16 protein-coding genes are annotated in these 18,315 nt (G+C 64.8%); 8 read left to right on the top strand and 8 right to left on the bottom strand.

Annotated features, from left to right (window positions below; all coding sequences use genetic code 11):
* Positions 1 to 5: 5 nt before the first annotated feature.
* On the top strand, positions 6 to 1,070 hold the full coding sequence (locus tag ACNEOT_RS00745; RefSeq protein WP_415971330.1) for a glycerophosphodiester phosphodiesterase family protein: 1,065 nt from the start codon (positions 6 to 8) through the stop codon (positions 1,068 to 1,070).
* Positions 1,071 to 1,080: 10 nt separating this feature from the next.
* Here ACNEOT_RS00745 and ACNEOT_RS00740 read toward each other — a convergent pair whose 3' ends face one another.
* Positions 1,081 to 1,968 (bottom strand): oxidoreductase, encoded by an 888-nt coding sequence (locus ACNEOT_RS00740; RefSeq protein WP_415971328.1) that lies wholly within the window; start codon positions 1,966 to 1,968, stop codon positions 1,081 to 1,083.
* A gap of 35 nt (positions 1,969 to 2,003) precedes the next feature.
* Between ACNEOT_RS00740 and ACNEOT_RS00735 the strand changes: the two genes are divergently transcribed.
* A complete protein-coding gene (locus ACNEOT_RS00735; protein ID WP_415971326.1) occupies positions 2,004 to 2,213 on the top strand; it encodes a DNA-binding protein in 210 nt (69 codons plus the stop codon).
* Between the two features lie 20 nt (positions 2,214 to 2,233).
* Here the strand turns inward: ACNEOT_RS00735 and ACNEOT_RS00730 are convergent, their stop codons facing one another.
* Both ACNEOT_RS00730 and ACNEOT_RS00725 read right to left on the bottom strand, forming a co-directional pair.
* Positions 2,234 to 3,037, bottom strand: a complete 804-nt coding sequence (locus tag ACNEOT_RS00730) for a pentapeptide repeat-containing protein (protein ID WP_415971325.1) — start codon at positions 3,035 to 3,037, stop codon at positions 2,234 to 2,236.
* A 32-nt stretch (positions 3,038 to 3,069) separates the two neighbouring features.
* Positions 3,070 to 4,722 (bottom strand): 2-isopropylmalate synthase, encoded by a 1,653-nt coding sequence (locus tag ACNEOT_RS00725; RefSeq protein WP_415973611.1) that lies wholly within the window; start codon positions 4,720 to 4,722, stop codon positions 3,070 to 3,072.
* A 208-nt stretch (positions 4,723 to 4,930) separates the two neighbouring features.
* On the opposite strand from ACNEOT_RS00725, the gene ACNEOT_RS00720 reads away from it, so the two are divergent.
* Entirely contained in the window at positions 4,931 to 5,593 is a 663-nt protein-coding gene (locus ACNEOT_RS00720) for a FadR/GntR family transcriptional regulator (protein WP_415973610.1), read from the top strand.
* Positions 5,594 to 5,597: 4 nt separating this feature from the next.
* On the opposite strand, the gene ACNEOT_RS00715 is transcribed toward ACNEOT_RS00720, so the two are convergent.
* Positions 5,598 to 5,996 carry an MmcQ/YjbR family DNA-binding protein gene (locus ACNEOT_RS00715; protein WP_415971323.1) on the bottom strand — a complete coding sequence of 133 codons (399 nt, stop codon included), beginning with the start codon at positions 5,994 to 5,996 and terminating at the stop codon, positions 5,598 to 5,600.
* 63 nt (positions 5,997 to 6,059) lie between these two features.
* On the opposite strand from ACNEOT_RS00715, the gene ACNEOT_RS00710 reads away from it, so the two are divergent.
* Together ACNEOT_RS00710 and ACNEOT_RS00705 are read left to right on the top strand one after the other, a co-directional pair.
* A complete protein-coding gene (locus tag ACNEOT_RS00710) occupies positions 6,060 to 6,827 on the top strand; it encodes a putative protein N(5)-glutamine methyltransferase (protein WP_415971321.1) in 768 nt (255 codons plus the stop codon).
* A gap of 80 nt (positions 6,828 to 6,907) precedes the next feature.
* Positions 6,908 to 7,609 carry a type 1 glutamine amidotransferase domain-containing protein gene (locus ACNEOT_RS00705; RefSeq protein ID WP_415971320.1) on the top strand — a complete coding sequence of 234 codons (702 nt, stop codon included), beginning with the start codon at positions 6,908 to 6,910 and terminating at the stop codon, positions 7,607 to 7,609.
* Between the two features lie 12 nt (positions 7,610 to 7,621).
* Here ACNEOT_RS00705 and ACNEOT_RS00700 read toward each other — a convergent pair whose 3' ends face one another.
* Positions 7,622 to 8,512 carry an NADP-dependent oxidoreductase gene (locus ACNEOT_RS00700; RefSeq protein WP_415971318.1) on the bottom strand — a complete coding sequence of 297 codons (891 nt, stop codon included), beginning with the start codon at positions 8,510 to 8,512 and terminating at the stop codon, positions 7,622 to 7,624.
* A gap of 108 nt (positions 8,513 to 8,620) precedes the next feature.
* Between ACNEOT_RS00700 and ACNEOT_RS00695 the strand changes: the two genes are divergently transcribed.
* From ACNEOT_RS00695 to ACNEOT_RS00685, 3 genes are all read left to right on the top strand, one after another.
* A complete protein-coding gene (locus ACNEOT_RS00695) occupies positions 8,621 to 9,019 on the top strand; it encodes a winged helix-turn-helix transcriptional regulator (RefSeq protein ID WP_415971317.1) in 399 nt (132 codons plus the stop codon).
* A gap of 93 nt (positions 9,020 to 9,112) precedes the next feature.
* On the top strand, positions 9,113 to 11,428 hold the full coding sequence (gene lon, locus ACNEOT_RS00690) for an endopeptidase La (RefSeq protein WP_415971315.1): 2,316 nt from the start codon (positions 9,113 to 9,115) through the stop codon (positions 11,426 to 11,428).
* A 111-nt stretch (positions 11,429 to 11,539) separates the two neighbouring features.
* Positions 11,540 to 13,405: an ABC transporter ATP-binding protein gene (locus ACNEOT_RS00685; protein ID WP_415971314.1), complete on the top strand. Its 1,866-nt coding sequence runs from the start codon at positions 11,540 to 11,542 to the stop codon at positions 13,403 to 13,405.
* A gap of 70 nt (positions 13,406 to 13,475) precedes the next feature.
* Here ACNEOT_RS00685 and ACNEOT_RS00680 read toward each other — a convergent pair whose 3' ends face one another.
* The 3 genes from ACNEOT_RS00680 to ACNEOT_RS00670 all read right to left on the bottom strand — a co-directional run bounded on the left by ACNEOT_RS00680 (position 13,476) and on the right by ACNEOT_RS00670 (position 18,272).
* A complete protein-coding gene (locus ACNEOT_RS00680; RefSeq protein ID WP_415971312.1) occupies positions 13,476 to 14,471 on the bottom strand; it encodes an iron-siderophore ABC transporter substrate-binding protein in 996 nt (331 codons plus the stop codon).
* Positions 14,472 to 14,557: 86 nt separating this feature from the next.
* Positions 14,558 to 15,772 (bottom strand): lipase family protein, encoded by a 1,215-nt coding sequence (locus ACNEOT_RS00675; RefSeq protein ID WP_415971310.1) that lies wholly within the window; start codon positions 15,770 to 15,772, stop codon positions 14,558 to 14,560.
* 229 nt (positions 15,773 to 16,001) lie between these two features.
* Positions 16,002 to 18,272, bottom strand: a complete 2,271-nt coding sequence (locus ACNEOT_RS00670; protein WP_415971308.1) for an ATP-dependent DNA ligase — start codon at positions 18,270 to 18,272, stop codon at positions 16,002 to 16,004.
* Positions 18,273 to 18,315: the final 43 nt, after the last annotated feature.

Raw genomic sequence — 18,315 nt, 5'->3', positions numbered from 1 at the left:
CGAGCATGCGATTCGGTAGGTACTTGCCCCTGGTGTGCGTTCCACTCGCGGTATTGATGGGGTGCGGAACGGATACCACCGCAGACCCCGCGTCGCCGGACGGCGGTAGCGCGCCACTGGGCTCGTTCGATCTGCAGGCGCATCGCGGCGGTCTCGGCTTGGTCACCGAGAGCACGATCGAATCGTTCACCAACGCACTGCAACTCGGGGTGAGCACTCTCGAACTGGACACTCAGATCACCGAGGACGGCATTGCGATCGTCACCCACGACCGCAAGGTCTCCGACAAGAAGTGCGTCGATACCGGGGCGTCCACCCCGGGTGACCCGGAGTTTCCGTACGTCGGGAAATTCGTGAACACATTGAGCCTCGCGCAGATTCGGACACTCGATTGCGGTGCTCTACCGCTTGCCGACTATCCCGAGCAGCGCCGCGTTGCCGGCGCTCGAATGCCGACGCTGACCGAGGTGTTGGAGCTGGTGAAATCGGCCGATGCACCGCAGGTGAAGCTGAACGTCGAAACCAAGGTCGAGGCGGGCAGCCCCACCGAGACCGCCCCGCGGGAGCAGTTCGTGGACACGGTTCTCGAGACCATCCGCGACGCGGGCATGCTGGACAGAATCTCCGTGCAGAGTTTCGACTGGGGCGCCCTGAAGTTGGTCCGGCAGGCCGAGCCCGAGGTGCCTGTGGTGGCGCTGACCAACGGAGATTTCCTGCAGGTCGGGCAGGACGGCGCTTCACCCTGGCTGGGTGGGATCGACATCGACGATTTCGGTGGAGACGCGATCGCCGCGATCGATTCGTTCGGAGCCTCGGCGTACTCGCCTGTACAGGGCACCCCGCAGAGCGGCAAGATCGGCGACTCGGACTTCGAGCTCTACGTCACCCAGGAGATGGTCGACTCTGCGCACGAGCGCGGAATCCGAGTGATCCCGTGGACCGTCGACGATCCCGGCACCATGCGTGCCCTGATGGATCTCGGCGTCGACGGCCTGATCACCGATTACCCCGACCGATTGCGTGCGGTCATGAGCGAGCGCGGACTGCCTCTGCCCGCACCCGCCCGGTGATTGCGCGGGGTCAGAGCGGGTAGCCGACTCCGGTCAACTTCTCGCTGGCGTCCCAGAGCTTCGCTGCCAGAGCCGGGTCCTGTGCGGTCTTGGTCATGCTGGCTGGGCCCGGCTTACCGCGCGTCTCGAAGAGGGACTTGGGGCCGCTGTAGGTGCCGCCGCCCGCAACATCGACCGCGTAGAGCGTGGGAAGTGCTCCGGCACTGGCAGATTGCGAGAAAAGCTTCAATCCGATGGGAGCGAGAGCGGCCAGGATCTTGTTGCTGCCGAGTCCGTCGGGGCTCGAGTACAGTTCGGTCGCCGAGATGCCGGGGTGCGCGGCATTGCTGATGATCTTCGAACCGGCCTTGTCGATCCGGCGCTGCAGTTCCAGCGCGAAGAGGATGTTCGCAAGCTTGGAGTTCGCGTACCCGCGCTGAGGGTTGTACCCACGCTCGAGCTGAAGATTGTCGAAGTCGAGCTTGGGGCCCTGCCGGTGCGCGACGGAAGCAATGGTGGTGATCTTCGCGTCTGCGGCGAGCTTGGGAAACAGCAACCCGGTCAGTGCGAAGTGGCCGAGGTGATTGGTGCCGAGCTGGAGCTCGAATCCGTCTGCCGTTTCGGTCCGCATGGAGGGCATCATCACGCCGGCATTGTTGATCAGAATGTCGATCGATTCGGGTGCCGAGGCGGCGTACTCACGCACCGACGCCAGGTCGGCGAGGTCGAGTGTGGCCGTGTCCACGGTTCCCTTCGGTGCTTCCGCGCGAATCTTGGCTGCGGCGGCGTCGGCCTTGCTCCGGTTGCGGCACGCAAGCGTCACGTGGTCGCCGCGCTTCGCCAACTCCAAGGCGGTGTAGTAGCCGATGCCGGTGTTTGCACCGGTGATGACAACGCGTCTCTGCTTGTTTTCGGGCACGCCGTCAGGCTACCGGTCTGTTTTAGAATGCGCCCGTGAGCAGAGCAGAAACCGAGGAACTTCCGGACTTTCCCGAAGGCACCGGAAATCCCGCATCTCGGGCCTTTCGCGCGGCCGGCTACCTGTGCCTGGACGATCTCGCGGATGTGCCCGCAGCCGAGTTGAAGAAGTTGCATGGGGTCGGTCCGAAGTCCCTGGCGGTCGTCCAAGCAGCGTTGGAGCAGACAGGTCGATCGCTGGGCTGAATAGTTCGGGGCCTGAGTCTTCAGGCCCAGTGACTCGGACGGGCCAACGATTCTGGAATTCGGGTCGCGAGATCGCCCTGTGCCGCGTTGATCTGAAACTGCGTGGCGTAGATGCTGCCGCGTAGGTCCGCCCCTCGCAGGTCGGTACCGCGGAGGTCTGCGCCGATCAGGTCGGCCAGGCGCAGGTCGGCTCCGCGCAGCGTCGCCCCGATGAGGTACGTGCCACGCAGGCTGGCACCGCGCAGATTTGCACCGGCCAGTTTTGCACCCATCATGTCGCGACCGCGATAGTTCTTCTTGCCCTTCACTTCGGCGCGAATCAGATCGCTTGCCCGGATCAGCAATTCGTTGACCCGTGAGCGCAGCATGGTTACATCGACCGACATCAGGATGTCGGGTACCGACGTGGTGAGCGCCTCCAGCTCGTCGATCTCGCGCGCAAGCCGGTCGTGCAGCGTCGCGGTCGAGTCGCGGTCGCGCACATCCGCCAGATACCAGAGCAACTCGTGCAGATCACGCATGATCGGGAACACCGCGAACATCTCCGACGAATTCGACGGCTGCTCCCGCCAGTCCTGTCCGGCGAAGGTGGACTGCGAGACCTTCTGGCCCGCACCGAAGCAGTCGTACACCGTGCACCCGGGGAAGCCCTTCTCCCGCAGCGTCGAATGGATGCCACACTTCGAGTCCTGACGAAGATTGCGGCACGGCTCCCCGGCCGCCTTGTCGACCGCGAAATCCGACGACTTCGCGAAGGGCAGAGCGACGCAGCAGAGTCCGAAACAACTGCCGCAATCGGCCAGCAGATTCTCGGGCGCATGCATGCGTCCACTCTGTCCTTCGACGCGTGGCAGCGTCAAACCAGATTGGGTCGAACCAGATTGTTCGCCGCAGCCACCAACGCATTCAACGAGGAGGCGACAACGGAACCGTCGACCCCCACTCCCCACGCCGACGTCCCACCCCGACGAGCTTCGATATACGTCGCCGCTCCGCTGTCCGAGCCGTGAGTGGTGGAGTGCTGAGACAGGCCGATCACCTCGACACCGAGGATCCGCGCCAACGCGTCGACCGGCCCGGTTCCGGTGGCGCTGTGATGGTGCTCGCCGTCGTCGTCGGCGAGGGTGATCGACAGGGTCGATTCGGCATCGATGGACCATGACAACAGTGTTCGACGGCCGGTGCGAATGTAGTTGTCCTCGAACAGGGTCCAGATTTCCTTCGAGCTGATTTCGGTACCCGTCGTGTCGGTGTCGTGCTGGACCACCCGAGCGAAATCGATCTGTAGCCGTCGCGGCAATTCCAGGCCGTGATCCACCGACAGCAGGTACGCGATTCCACCCTTACCGGATTGGCTGTTCACCCGAATCACAGCGTCGTAGTCCCGTCCGACGTCGGCCGGATCGATCGGCAGGTACGGCACCGCCCAAGGCGCGAGTTCAGGAGCGAGGCCCAGCCGCTCGGCCTCGTCGCGGTGATGGATCATCCCCTTCTTGATCGCGTCCTGGTGTGTGCCCGAGAAGGCGGTGTAGACGAGGTCGCCCGCATACGGGTGCCGCTCGTGCACGTCGATTCTGTTGCAGTACTCCACTGTTCGGCGTATCTCGTCGATGTCGGAGAAGTCGATCATCGGATCGATACCCTGAGCGTGCAGGTTGAGGGCCAGCGTCACCAGGTCGACGTTCCCGGTTCGTTCGCCGTTGCCGAACAAGCACCCTTCGACGCGTTGAGCGCCGGCGAGTACCGCCAGTTCGGCGCACGCGACTCCGGTTCCGCGGTCGTTGTGTGGGTGCACCGACAGGATCACCGAGTCGCGGCGATCGAGGTGTCGATGCATGTACTCGATCTGGTCGGCATAGACGTTGGGCGATGAGATCTCCACGGTTGCAGGGAGATTGTGGATCACCGGCCGATCCACGCTGGCATCCCAGATCTTCGACATCCCGTTGCAGACCTCGAGCACGTAGTCCGGTTCGGTCAGGTTGAACACTTCCGGTGAGAACTCGAAGCGAATCCCGCTGCGGTCGCCTGCCGCCTGTGCGATCTGCTCCCCGGCCTCGAAGATCAACGTGCGCAATGCATCACGGGAGTGGCCGAGTACCACCTCGCGCCAGGTCGGTGCCGTTGCGGTGTACATGTGCACCACGACGTCGGACAACCCGTCGAAGGAGGCGAAGGTTTGCTCGATGAGATCGGCTCTGGCCGCGGTGAACACGACGATCGTCACGTCCTCGGGAACAGTGCCGACGAGCGATCGGACGAAGTCGAAGTCGGCGCGACTCGCCGATGGGTACCCCACCTCGATCTCCTTGTAGCCCATGCCCACGAGGAGATCGAACATCCGACGTTTGCGGTGTAGGTCCATCGGCTCGGCGAGGGCTTGATTCCCGTCCCGGAGATCGACCGGAACCCACAGTGGCGCAGCGGTGAACGTGGCTGCGGGCCAGTGTCTTTCCTGGTCGATGACGGCGACGCGGCTGTGCACGTCGCGGTAGCGGTGCGACGGCATCGGGCTGGGTTGTTGGCGGTTGTGAATCACGGTGATCCTCGACTTCGGTGTGTGGTTCCTGGTCTCACCGACCGGCGCAGCGTCGTACCCCGCGACGGGGTGCCGGTCGGTGATCGACCCCGTCGCGGCGCAGAAGGAGCGCACAACCAAACATGTCTGAGGACTGTAATGCAAAGGTTACTTCTCAGACAAGTGCAGAAGCGCGATACTGGTAGCCGTGTCCACCGAGCATCTCCGCCCCGCAGATCGTGCTGTCACCGAACTGGGCCGACGCATCGGTGCGGGCGAATGGCCTGTCGGATCGAAGTTGCCCGGCGAGACGTCCCTCGCGCAGGACCTGGGCGTCGGTAGATCCACCGTTCGGGAGGCAGTGCGGGTGCTCGCTACCCGAGGGCTCGTGAGACCGCGTCAAGGTGCGGGTGTTTTCGTCGTCGCCGAGTCGGTTCCGATCGATGTCGCTGCGTCGGTGCAGCGTGCGGGCCTGGTCGAGGTGCAGGAGGTGCGCCGGATCGTCGAGATCGACGCCGCTGGACTGGCCGCCGAGCGCCGCACGGATGCCGATGTCGACCGAATGCGACGTGCCCTCGACGCCCGACACGATGCCGCGAGCGAGTCCGACGCGGCGTTCGTGAACGCAGACATCGATTTCCATGTCGCGGTGGTGGCCGCCGCCCACAACTCGCTGCTGTCGGATCTGTTCGAGTCGTTTCTGCCGCGATTGAGGGCGGAGCTACTGGCCTATACCTCGGGGGTGCTGGCTCGGCCGCGCGGCAGTGAGCCCGACGTAGACCTGCACCGGGCCCTGTTCGACGCCATCGCGGCGGGCGACGCGGCGGGGGCCGTCGCGGTATCGCGCGAACATCTGGGGTGAGTGGCTACTCCGGTAGGTCGAGGAGTGCGATGAGCTTCTTCGGCGCACGGTTGCAGTAGCTTTCGGTGATCAGCTCGCCGAGCTCCATCCGGTCGACCGACTCGTCGAGCATCATGCCGACGATCTGTGGACCCCAGCCCGGGGCGAAGAATCCGGCGCGGGCGGAGAGTGCGTCCAATTCCATTCCGCTGGAACGGAAGATGAGCACGTGCGCCGGGCCGTCGGTGCCTGCGGCCTTCGCGAATGCAGGCGGTGTCCCGTCGAGAATCTCGAGGACATGCGCGAACGTGCGGCCACGGACGCGCCAGCGCGCGCCGACCCAGGCCTGCTCCTCGTAGGTCTCGGGGAGGGCCAGGCACACGCGTCGGACCGTGGTTTCCCAGTTCGTCCTCGGGTGCGACATACCGCGCTACAGTAATTCAACGAACGTGCAGCTGGGCGAAAAGCCCGACAGGAGGCACCGTCGATGATGGATCTCGCGTACGACGAAGTGGTGTCCTCGCTGCGCGGTGCCGGGTGCGTATTCGCCGAGGAGGAAGCCGACATCCTCGTCGAGTCGGCCTCCGGCGCGGCCGAACTGCGGGACATGCTCGCACGTCGTGTCTGCGGAGAACCACTCGAGCACATAGTTGGGTGGGTGTCGTTCTGTGGTCGACGCATCGCCGTCGGACCTGGCGTGTTCGTACCTCGCCGGCGAACCGAATTTCTCGTCGAATGTGCCGGTGCACTGCGCCCTTCGACGCTGCTCGACCTGTGCTGCGGCTCCGGAGCGATCGGCCTGTCGGTCGACGGCGTCACCGAGTTGCATGCCGCCGATATCGACGCGGCGGCGGTGGAGTGCGCGAGAGGCAACCTCGCCGAAGTGGGGGGCACCGTGTATCTCGGGGACCTGTACGACGCCGTATCGCCGGAGCTGCGCGGCAGATTCGATGCGATCGTCGTCAACGCTCCCTACGTCCCGACGGGCGACATCGGGCTGATGCCGCGCGAGGCGCGGATGCACGAGCCGCACATCGCGCTCGACGGCGGTGCAGACGGAGCTGGAATCCATCGGCGCGTCGCCGCGGGGGCTCCCGAGTGGCTGGCTCCCGGTGGCCATCTTCTCATCGAAACCAGTGCAGCGCTGGTGAATTCGACATTGCACGCCGTCGTGAATGCCGGATTCGACGGCCGTGTCAGCGAATCGGAGATGTTCGGTGCCGTCGTGGTGATCGGTTCGCTGCCGAATCGGTGAGGGTTTCGATCGGGCACTTACGTGGCATGCCTGACCTGATCCCCGCTGACCTGATATCGACGAAGAGAGGTTGTTCGACCATGACGACATTGCTGTTCGCAGTCACCGCTGCCGACCACTGGACCCTGAACGACGGCACGAAGCACCCCACCGGGTACTGGGCCGAGGAGCTCGTCGAGTCTCATCGCACGTTCGTCGAGGCAGGCTGGGACATCACGGTCGCAACACCGGGTGGCAAGGCTCCGGTCGTCGACGAGGGCAGCCTGTCCGTCGACGCCAACGGCGGCGACGAGGAGAAGGTGGCGGACCAGAAGAGCTACCTCGCTTCCATCGAGTCGATCCTGTCCTCGCCCGCAAAGCTGGAGGACCAGAAGGCATCCGACTTCGATGTCGTCTTCGTGCCCGGCGGTCACGGGCCGATGGAAGACCTCGCAGTCTCCGAGAATTTCGGCGCACTGGTGGTCGACTTCCTCGACGCGAACAAGGTCGTTTCCGCGGTGTGCCACGCGCCTGCCGCCCTGCTCCCCGCCGTCCGGACCGACGGAACCTGGGCGTTCGACGGGTACGAACTCACCGGATTCACCGACGAGGAGGAAACCCAGGCCGGTCTCGCCGAGAAGGCCCCGTGGTTGCTCGAGACCCGGCTGCGCGAGAACGGCGCGAAGTTCGAGTCCACCGACGCATGGGCACCGAAGGTCGTCGTCGACCGCAACCTGTACACCGGTCAGAACCCGGCGTCGACGCGTCCCCTCGCGGAGAAGCTGGTCGACTCGTTGAAGTAGAGGTTCCGAGAATCAGGGGGTGAGCAGCCACCGCCCGCGCACCCCTGGAGTCGACGCCTCGTCCTGGGCCTTGCGCGCATGGTCCAGGGAGAGGGTGCCAGCTACCCGTACCTCGACGGTGCCGTTCGATACGAGTCGGAGCAGCTGCGCCAGGCGTCCGCCGTCGTGTCGGACGGACACTGCCGCCGCCGAAACACCGCGCACGGGTTCGGGAATCGCGGGTGGCAGAACGCCGACGTAATGGCCGTCGTCTCGGACGGCAGCGATCGCGGTCGCACCCAGGGCGGCCGCGTCGAGCACCGCATCGAACGAACCCGCGTCGGCAACGGTGCCGATCGCGGATGCAGCACCCGCGTTCAGTACGAATTCTCGGTCGCTGTCCCGCGCGAGCGCCGTCACCGTCCACCCCCGATGTGCAGCCAGCGCCACGGCGTAGCCGCCGACGCCGCCCGCGGCTCCCGTCACGAGAAGGGTGCCGACTGGTCCGGCGAGGTCGAGAGCCTGGTCGGCCGTCAGAATGTTGAGCGGAATCGATGCCGCCGCGACCGTGTCCAGGCCGTCCGGAATCGACGCGACGGCCTCGACCGGGAGCACTACGAAGTCGGCGTACGTGCCGAGCGGGGTCGTGGGGTCGGGGCGCAGGCCTACCACTCGCGTCCCCACTGCTGGTGATGTGACGTCGGCACCCACGGCGTCGACGATCCCGGCTACGTCCCACCCGAGGCCGAGTGTTGTACCCGCCGGCACCACCGACGCGTGCAGATATCCATCTCGCGTCGCCATGTCGACCGGATTCACCCCGGCTGCGGCCACTGCAATTCGTACTTCGCCCGGCCCGGGCTCGGGAACAGGCCGATCGGAGAACTTCAGGTCGCCCTTGCCGTCTGTCACTACTGCGCGCATGGTCTCGATGTCCTTTCGATGGTCAGCGGTTGCACAACGATCTTCTCGATGGCACTCTCCAACGGGAAGTAGGCACCTGAAAGTGCGTAACCCTCCTGGAGGTGTGCAATGGCAACGACAACCGCTGCAGCGCGACGTGCCGAGGCGAAGATCGAGTACGACGCATTCGTCGCTGCCTGTCCCAGCCAGAAACTGCTGGGACGAATCAGTGACAAGTGGGTGGCGCTCATAGTCGTCGCCCTGGGTGACGGGTCGTTGCGGTACTCCGAACTCTCTCGGCGCATTCCGAGTGCGAGTCAGAAGATGCTCACTCAATCCCTGCGAAGCCTGGAACGAGACGGACTCGTGAGCAGGACGGTAACGGCTGAGGTTCCGGTGCGAGTCGACTACGAGCTGACCGAACTCGGTATGTCGTTGCGGCAATTGATGATTCAGATCAAAGCATGGGCCGAGGAGCACATGGACGAGGTCGACCGCGCGCGTGAAGCCCACGCCGAGACGACTTGACGGCATTCTGCCCACGGAGAACAGCGAACTATTCGGGAACATCACTACTGCTTTCGAAGTTGAGCCCACATAGCTCAATCTCTTGGAGGAGAAGTGACCGAAACCGTTCGTGTCCCCGTACTGTTCCTGACCGACCCGATCGTCCTGCCCGGAATGGTGGTGCCCGTCGAACTCGACGAGGCTTCGCGCGCCGCCGTCGACGCGGCGCAGGCGAGCAACGACGGCACACTGCTCGTCGCGCCCCGTCTCGAGGACCGCTACGCCGCGTACGGCGTCCTCGCCACGATCGTGCAGATGGGACGCCTCGCGGACGGCCGCCCGGCCGCTGTCATCAAGGCCACTCGTCGCGCCCACATCGGCCACGGTGTCAGCGGTCCCGGTGCTGCCCTGTGGGTGGAGGCCGAGACCGTCGCGGACGTGACCCCGACTGATGAACTCAAAGCCCTTGCGGCCGAATACAAGCAGCTCGTGGTGGCCATGCTGCAGCGCCGGGACGCGTGGCAGGTGATCGACTCGGTCAACAAGCTCACCGACCCGGGCGCGATCGCCGACACGGCCGGTTACGCGTCGTACCTCACCGACGTACAGAAGCGCGACCTTCTCGAAACACCCGACGTGGCAAGGCGTCTGACCTCGCTCATCGAGTGGACCAAGGCTCATCTCGCCGAGGTCGAGGTCAACGACAAGATCTCCGGCGATGTGCGCGAGGGCATGGAGAAGACTCAGAAGGAATTCCTGCTTCGGCAGCAGTTGGCCGCCATTCGCAAGGAACTCGGCGAGGACGAGCCCGACGGAGCCGACGACTACCGCGGCCGCGTGGAGGCTGCGAACCTGCCCGAGAAGGTGCGCGAACAGGCGTTGCGTGAGGTTGGCAAATTGGAGCGGGCCAGCGATCAGAGCCCGGAGTCGGGTTGGATCCGCACCTGGCTCGACACCGTGCTCGATCTGCCGTGGAGCAACACCACTACCGACAACACCGATATCGATTCTGCGCGTGCAGTTCTCGATGCCGATCATCATGGTCTCGATGACGTCAAGGATCGGATCGTCGAGTACTTGGCTGTTCGCGCGCGGCGCTCCGAGCGTGGTCTGCAGTCGGTCGGTGGGCGCGGTTCCGGTGCCGTCATGGTGCTCGCCGGTCCTCCCGGGGTCGGCAAGACCTCGCTCGGTGAGTCCGTGGCCCGAGCGCTCGGCCGAAAGTTCGTGCGCGTCGCTCTGGGCGGCGTGCGAGACGAGGCCGAGATTCGCGGGCACCGGCGCACCTACGTCGGCGCGCTGCCGGGCCGGATCGTGCGGGCCATCGGTGAGGCGGGATCGATGAATCCCGTTGTGCTGCTGGACGAGATCGACAAGGTCGGCTCGGACTACCGCGGCGACCCCAGTGCCGCACTGCTCGAAGTACTCGACCCGGCGCAGAACCACACCTTCCGAGATCACTACCTCGATCTGGATCTGGACCTGTCCGACGTGGTCTTCCTCGCCACCGCCAACGTGATCGACCAGATTCCCGGGCCGTTGCTCGACCGCATGGAGTTGGTGACCATCGACGGCTACACCGAGGACGACAAGGTCGTGATCGCCCGGAACTACCTGCTTCCCCGTCAGATGGACAGGGCCGCAGTCACAGCCGAGGAGGTGACGGTGACCGATGCTGCGCTGCGCAGGATCGCAGCCGACTACACCCGCGAACCGGGAGTGCGGCAGCTCGAGCGTCTGTTGGCCAAGGCGCTGCGTAAGGTCGCGACGAAGTTGGCAGGCGGCGCGGACGTTCCGGAGATCGACGAACCGGATCTGGTGACGTATCTCGGGCGACCACGCTTCACTCCCGAGGTGCACGAGCGAACCGAAGTGCCGGGCGTGGCAACAGGTCTGGCGGTCACCGGGCTGGGCGGTGACGTGTTGTTCATCGAGGCAGCCTCGACGGACGGCGATGCCCGGCTCGAGCTCACCGGGCAACTCGGCGACGTGATGAAGGAGTCCGCGCAAATCGCGCTGTCCTACGTGCGTTCGCATGCCGAGCAATTCGGTGTCACTCCGGAATCTCTCGATCGGCGCATCCACGTGCACGTTCCGGCGGGCGCGGTGCCGAAGGACGGTCCATCGGCAGGTGTGACGATGGTGACCGCTCTGGTGTCGATGGCCACCGGACGGCCGGTGCGTTCGGATGTCGGCATGACCGGTGAGGTCACGCTGAACGGTCGGGTGCTGCCCATCGGCGGGGTCAAGCAGAAGTTGCTCGCTGCCCAGCGCGCGGGACTGAAGACGGTGTTCATTCCGGCCCGCAACGAACCGGATCTGGACGATGTGCCCGCAGAAGTGTTGGAGGCGTTGGACGTTCGGCCGATGACCGACGTCGCCGACATCCTCGCACTCGCACTGGAGCCGGCAGGAGCCGCAGCGGCGGCGTAGCACTGCAGTGATCGCCCGTGGAGGGGCAGGTGGCATCGTCCGCCTGCCCCTCCTTTCGGTCTCGAGTGCCGCGCTTGACCTCGAGCTATGTCGAGGTTCTACGTTGGGGGGATGAGTATGGAGATGACCGCCTGGAATCAGATGTATCGGACGATGAACAGGCCCGACACCCAGTCGTCGTTCTCGAAGGAGACGGCCCGCAGGATCCTGACGTTCGCGGCGCCGCATCGTCGCGCGTTGGGCGGATTCCTGGTGCTCAGCGTGGCTCTGGCCGTTCTCGCCGTGGCCACGCCGGTGTTGGCCGGGCGGGTGGTCAACGCGATCGTCGACGGGCGAGAGCTGCGCGTGGTGGTGTTGCTGGCACTGGCGATCGCGGGAATCGCTCTGGTGGACGCGGTGGTCGGTCTGATCAACCGATGGCTCTCGGCGAACATCGGCGAAAGCCTCATCCTGGATCTGCGGACCGCGGTGTTCGACCACGTGCAACTGATGCCGATCGCGTTCTTCACCCGCACCCGCACCGGTGCGTTGGTGAGCCGGCTCAACAACGACGTGATCGGAGCGCAGCGCGCTTTCAGCACCACCCTGTCCGGTGTCGTCAGTAACTTGGTCACCCTGGTGCTGACGCTGGTGGTGATGATCGGGATCTCCTGGCAGATCACCCTTCTCGCACTGATCCTGCTGCCGGTGTTCGTGCTTCCTGCGCGTCGGATGGGTCGACGCCTCGCGCGCCTGCAACGTGAAGCGGCAGCGCATAACTCGGCGATGAGTACGCAGATGACCGAGCGCTTCTCCGCACCGGGAGCGACGCTGGTGAAGCTGTTCGGTCATCCCGAGCAGGAATCGGTCGAGTTCGCGGTGCGTGCGGCCAGGGTGCGCGATATCGGAGTACGCAGCGCCATGGTGCAGACGGTGTTCGTGACGGCGCTGACGCTGGTCTCGGCGTTGGCGCTCGCCGTGGTCTACGGCCTGGGCGGTTTCTATGCTCTCAGAGGGACACTCGACCCCGGTTCGGTTGTCGCGCTGTCGCTTCTGTTGGCGCGGCTCTATTCACCATTGACGGCACTGGCGAGTGCTCGCGTCGAGGTCATGAGCGCATTGGTGAGCTTCGAGCGAGTTTTCGAGGTGCTCGATCTCGTTCCCTTGATCGTCGACAAGCCCGATGCGCAGGCGCTACCGCCGGGGCCGGTGGCCGTCGAACTCGACGATGTTCGGTTCGCGTACCCGTCCGCGGACAAGGTGTCACTCGCCTCGCTCGAAGAGGTTGCCACTCTGGATTCACGTGGGGGAGAGACCGTTCTGCACGGTGTGTCGTTCCGCGCCGAACCCGGCCAGATGGTCGCGTTGGTCGGTACGTCCGGCGCAGGCAAGTCCACCATCGCCCAGTTGATCGCAAGGCTGTACGACGTCGACGGCGGTGCCGTGCGGCTCGGCGGCGTCGACGTGCGAGACCTGACCGCCGAATCCGTCCGCGGCACAGTGGGAATGGTGACCCAGGACGGGCACCTGTTCCACGAGAGCATCCGGTCGAATCTGTTGCTGCCGCGGCCCGACGCCACCGACGACGAAGTGTGGGATGCGCTGTCGCGGGCGAGGCTCGTAGACCTCGTGCGTTCCCTGCCCGACGGTCTGGAGACCGTCGTCGGCGAGCGTGGGTATCGGCTCTCCGGAGGCGAGCGTCAGCGCCTGACGATCGCTCGGTTGCTGATCGCGCAGCCACGGGTGGTCATTCTCGACGAGGCAACGGCCTCACTGGATTCGACGTCCGAGGCCGCTGTTCAGGCCGCGTTGGCCGAGGCATTGGAAGGGAAGACGTCGGTGGTCATCGCGCACAGACTCTCGACAATCAGGGCAGCGGACATGATCCTGGTCATCGAGGACGGGCGGGTCGCCGAGCGAGGTACGCACGACGAGCTGCTCGCAGCGGGCGGCCGCTACGAGGAGCTGCATCGGACGCAATTCGCACAGGCGGAGTGACCCTAGGACACCGGGAGCGGAGCCTGCGGAGTGACCCTAGGACACCGGGAGCGGAGCCTGCGGAGTGACCCTAGGACACCGGGCCCGGGACCACGGTTGCCGGGTTGTCGTCGGTGGCGGCGGCGAGCATCGGGGTGAATCCGTCGATCGCGTAGTTCAGTGACAGCGGGCTCGAATAGCCGAGGGCCGACGGCAGATCCGTGCTGAACGAGCCGATGTAGACGGTGCGGTCCTGCTTCACGACGTCGAGGGCGGCGAGCAGTGGGTTGGCCTGAAGCTGCTCTTTGCTCTGGCCTGCGATGACGAGTACGTCGGTGTCGAGTCGGTCGAGGTTCTCGGGGCTGATGGTCTCGGAGGCGTCGGGAATCTCGAATCCGAGGTCGGTGAAGAACAGGGCGCGGATGTCGTCTTTGCCGAGCAGCAGGTAGCTGCCGTCGTCCATGACGAAGGCGAGTGAGAGGGATTTGCCGGTGAACTGGGGATTCTCGGCTTCGGTGTCGGCGAACTTCTGTTCGAGCTCGGCCGTCTGGTTCTGCGCTTCCTGCTTCTTGCCGAGGGCTTCGCCGACGACCTCGAACTCCTGCTGCCAGGTTGCTGCGGGAACGTTGTCGTAGCCGCCGATGTCGGCGATCGTGGGAGCCATCCCCGAGAGCTGGTCGTACTGGCCCTGATCGATGAAGGAGTACGGGCCGAGGATCAGATCGGGTGTCTGCGCGGCGATCTGCTCGAGATTGAGGTCGGTACTGCCGACCTCGGGAATCTCGGTGCCGCCCAGCGCCTCCTGGGCCCAGGGCCGCTGTCGGTAGTCGTAGCTCAGGTTGCCGCGTGTCGCAACGGGCTTGACTCCCAGCGCGAGGGCGAAGTCCTGTTCGTTGAACCCGATCGTCACGACACGGGTCGGCTCGGCGTCGATGACCGTCTCACCGAATCGGTGCTCGATGGTGACAGGGAAGCCGGCGGTGTTCTCGGCGTTGCCGGATGCAGTGGCTCCGTCATCGGACGAACAGCCGACCGCCAGTGCCAGAATCGAGGCACCGGCGGCGACGAGCTGGACAGTCTTCTTCATGTGGTCTCCTCGCAAATGAACTTAGCGAGGTTAGCCTAACCGACCCTTCGGGGCGTCGATCAGGTGCAGGGGGCGACCGGACCGGATCAGCAGTTGGAGGTAGCCGGTACTCCGGAGAATCGCTGGTCGATCCACTCGAGCGCCTGAGGTAGGCCGAGCACCGCAGCAGTCAGGTGATCGTTGCTGGGCACCTTCACCTCGGTCACCAGAACTCCGGCGCGGCAGTATCGGGCGATCGTGTTGTCGATCGCGCTGACCGGGATCAACGCGTCGGTGGGGCTGTGCCACTCGAAGTACGGTGCCTTCGGTACGCCGGGATACAGCTCGACGCTGTTGTCGTTGACGGCGGCGATCGCTTCCGGACTGCTGATCAGGTCCAGCGTGCCTGCAACCTCCATGGCGCTCTTGCCTGCGCCTGCCGCGATGATGTCGTTGGTGCACCCGTTCTGGATCTTGGCCTCGATCTCCTTGCCCAGCGGGTTCAGTTGCGAGCTGATCGGGATGCGGGTGGGGTACTCACGTTCGATACCGAGTGCGGCAGCGAACGCCAGACCGAACATGGGGTGCGGAGCGAACCCGAGATCGCGGGCCATGCGCTCGAGGTTCATCGGAGCGCCACCGTTCGCGCTGCCGACGATGTTCAGCTCGGGTGCGTAGTCGTTCTGCAACGCAGCTGCCCATGCCGTGGCCATTCCGCCGCCGGAGTAACCGGCCAACGCAACCGGGCTCTGCTGGACCTGGATGGGATCGAAGCGCTGAGTGGCGCGAATGCTGTCGAGCACAATCTGCCCGCCGAGCCTGGCTGCACCGTAGGCACTGTTGGGTCCGAGGTGATCGGCGATGACGACGGTCCAGCCGCGCTGCAGCACTGCGTTCATAGCAGGTGCCTCACGAATCATCAAATTCGGGTCGGTGGTCCAGAGCGCTTGTGAAGGTGCACATTCGAGACCGAGCGCATTGATGATGTGTTGGTAGGAAAGCACCGGGCCATTGGGTGCTTTGTTTTGCGGAACCAACACGGTGTTGATTGCCGCGATGGGATTTCCGGCCGAATTCGTGGAGCGGAAATTGAGCTGCCACACGTCCACGCCGACGAATCCTGGGGGCGGGGGCATCGGGCGACTGGAGATGACGTCACCCGGAGCCAGCGCCTCGAGGTCGACCGGCGGAGCGTAGAAGCTGTCCGCGATCGGCGACGGCAGCAGCGGCGCAGCAGCGGCCTGACCTGCGCCGACGAGCGACGAACACAGAACTGCAACCGCCGTCATGCTGACAGCGCCTGCCAACTTGAGAACCCGCATGTGGTAAACCCCTCCGTGCCTGAATCGAAACGACGCGCGCTCCGACGATCTGGCAAGCCCCCGTAGAGCCGGCCCGCAAACCGATATAGCTCTTGATGCGTGACTTGTTACGCTCCCCCGGAAACGATGGGCGCAACGGTACGCATCCGCTGATTTTATGGCAACCGAACGTTACCTATCTTCGGTTTGTCGATCGGATTCAAGTTTTTTACCGGTGACGACGCTCGTGTCATTCCATGCGCACCTGATTCGGTTGTTTGTCGGGGCGCAGGCCACGCCAGCTCGGATGCCGCAGATGGCCCGATTCGGTCGACTCGTAGAACCGGACCTCGCCGACGAGGACAGGCTCGACCCACACCGCCCCCTTCCGATCGGCCGCGGGCAGTGCCGAAACGAAGGGACTGTCCGACGCCTCGAGTGGGGCGAGAACGGCAGCGAGCGTATCGAGCGCACGGTCGTCGAACCCGGTTCCGACGCGTCCCACGTAGCGCAGTCGGTCCCCGTCGGGAATGCCCATCAGTAGCGAGCCGAACCCGCCGGAGCGACGACCCTGACCCCGTCGCCACCCGCCGATGACGATCTCCTGCGTTCGCCAGTTCTTGAACTTGATCCACGTGTGAGCGCGCTTGCCGGGTTGGTAGACGGAATCGGTTCGTTTCGCGACGACGCCTTCCCAGCCCCGTTCCCTGCTTTCGGCGACGGCGTCCGCAGCGGACCCCGTCAGCCGCGGCGGCACCAGAACGGAGTCGAGTCCGGTGGTGAGCAGTTCGAGAAGCCGTCGTCGATCCGAGTACTTCTTCCGCAGCAATGACGTGCCGTCGAGGTAGAGCAGATCGAAGGCGATGAATCGGATCTCGTCGCGGGTGGCGTTCTGCAGTCGCTCGAAGCTGCTGATGCCACTGTCGTCGAACACGACGACTTCGCCGTCGACGACGGCGTCGTGATCGGCCAGGTCGTCCGCCAGAGACTGGACCGCCCCGAACTTCTCGGTGTAGTCGTTGCCGCTCCGGGTACGCAGAGACATCGAGCCGTGCGTCAGTTCGGCGACGATGCGGAACCCGTCCCACTTGCCCTCGAACGACCACTCGTCCGCCGGAAGATCGAGAATGTCACCGGCAGTGGCGAGCATCGGCGAGATGTTCTTGGGCTCGGGCTTGTCGGGTGCGTCCTTCATCAGGTGCATCAACCACTGGCTGCCCTTGGTGCGTATCAAGGCGAATCTGCCGCGCGCCTTGGCTCCGTGCAGAACGACGATGACCTCGTCGTCTCGCCACTTCTCGAGTTCGTAGGTGCCGCTGTCCCAGATCGAGACGTCGCCGCCGCCGTACTCGCCCTTCGGGATCCGACCCGAGAACGTCGCGTACTCGAGCGGGTGGTCCTCGGTGTGCACCGCCAGCCGATTCTGCTTCGGATCGACCGGGATGTTCTTCGGGACTGCCCACGAGACCAGGACGCCGTCGTGTTCGAGTCGGAAGTCGTAATGCAGGCGTCGAGCATGATGTTCTTGAATCACGAAGGTGTCGTTGTTGCCCTGCGGTTCGGTGGTGGTCGGTATGGGTTCGGGGGTCTTGTCGGCGCTGCGCATACTGCGGTACTTGTCGAGTTTGTCTGTGGTGCTTGTATTTTCGACGTGGGAGTTCATCTCGGGGTCCAGCTCGGCCAGTAGATCGCCGACGTCCGCGAGACGCTCGAGGACCTCCTCGAACCGAAGCTGTTGCAGGCCCGGGTTTTCCAGCTCGTCCCAGGTGCGCGGCGCCGCGACGGTCGGGAGGGCGCGTCCGCGCAGCGAGTACGGTGCGACCGTCGTCTTCTTGCCGTTGTTCTGACTCCAGTCCACGAACACCCGCCCGGTGCGTTTCGCTTTTGCCATCGTGGCGGTCACTCGATCCGGCGATCGTTCTTCCAGGAGTGTGGCGACACGTTTGGCGACGGTGGACGCGCCGGAGGTCGACAGTGGCTTCTCCAACGGCACATACAGATGAATTCCCTTGCTGCCGCTGGTGACCGGATATGCCGTCATGCCGATGTCGCCGATCAGATCCCGTATTTCGCAGGCTACTTCGGCGCATCGAGCCAGATCCACGTCGTCACCGGGGTCGAGGTCGAAGACCATGCGGGTGGCGGGTCCTGGCTCGGTACCGTCGAACCGCCACTGCGGCACATGCGCTTCGATGGCGGCTTGTTGGCCGAGCCACGCCAGATCGGCTGCGGTGGACAGCAGTGGGTAGGTCACGACGCGGTCGGAGTGCTGCATCGATCGGCGGTCGAGCCAGTCGGGCGCAGACGCGGCGAGGTTCTTCTCGAAGAACGAGGACTGGTCGACGCCGTTCGGCCAGCGCTTACGCGTCACAGCGCGGCCGAGAAGGTGGGGCAGCATTGCCGGCGCGATGGTGGTGTAGTACTCGATGATCTTGCTCTTGGTGGTGCCGGTTTCGGGGAACAGCACTTTGTCGAGGTTGGTGACGGAGACCTTTCGACCTTCGATCTCGAGCGTGGCCATCGTCTCAGGTTAGTGGTCGCCGTCAGAACCTGCGGGGAAGTTG

This window comes from Rhodococcus sp. 077-4, from assembly GCF_047782425.1.
Classification (GTDB): domain Bacteria; phylum Actinomycetota; class Actinomycetes; order Mycobacteriales; family Mycobacteriaceae; genus Rhodococcoides.
The sequence above is the reverse complement of the archived record's forward strand: the minus strand, read 5'-3'. Positions and strand labels throughout refer to the sequence as shown.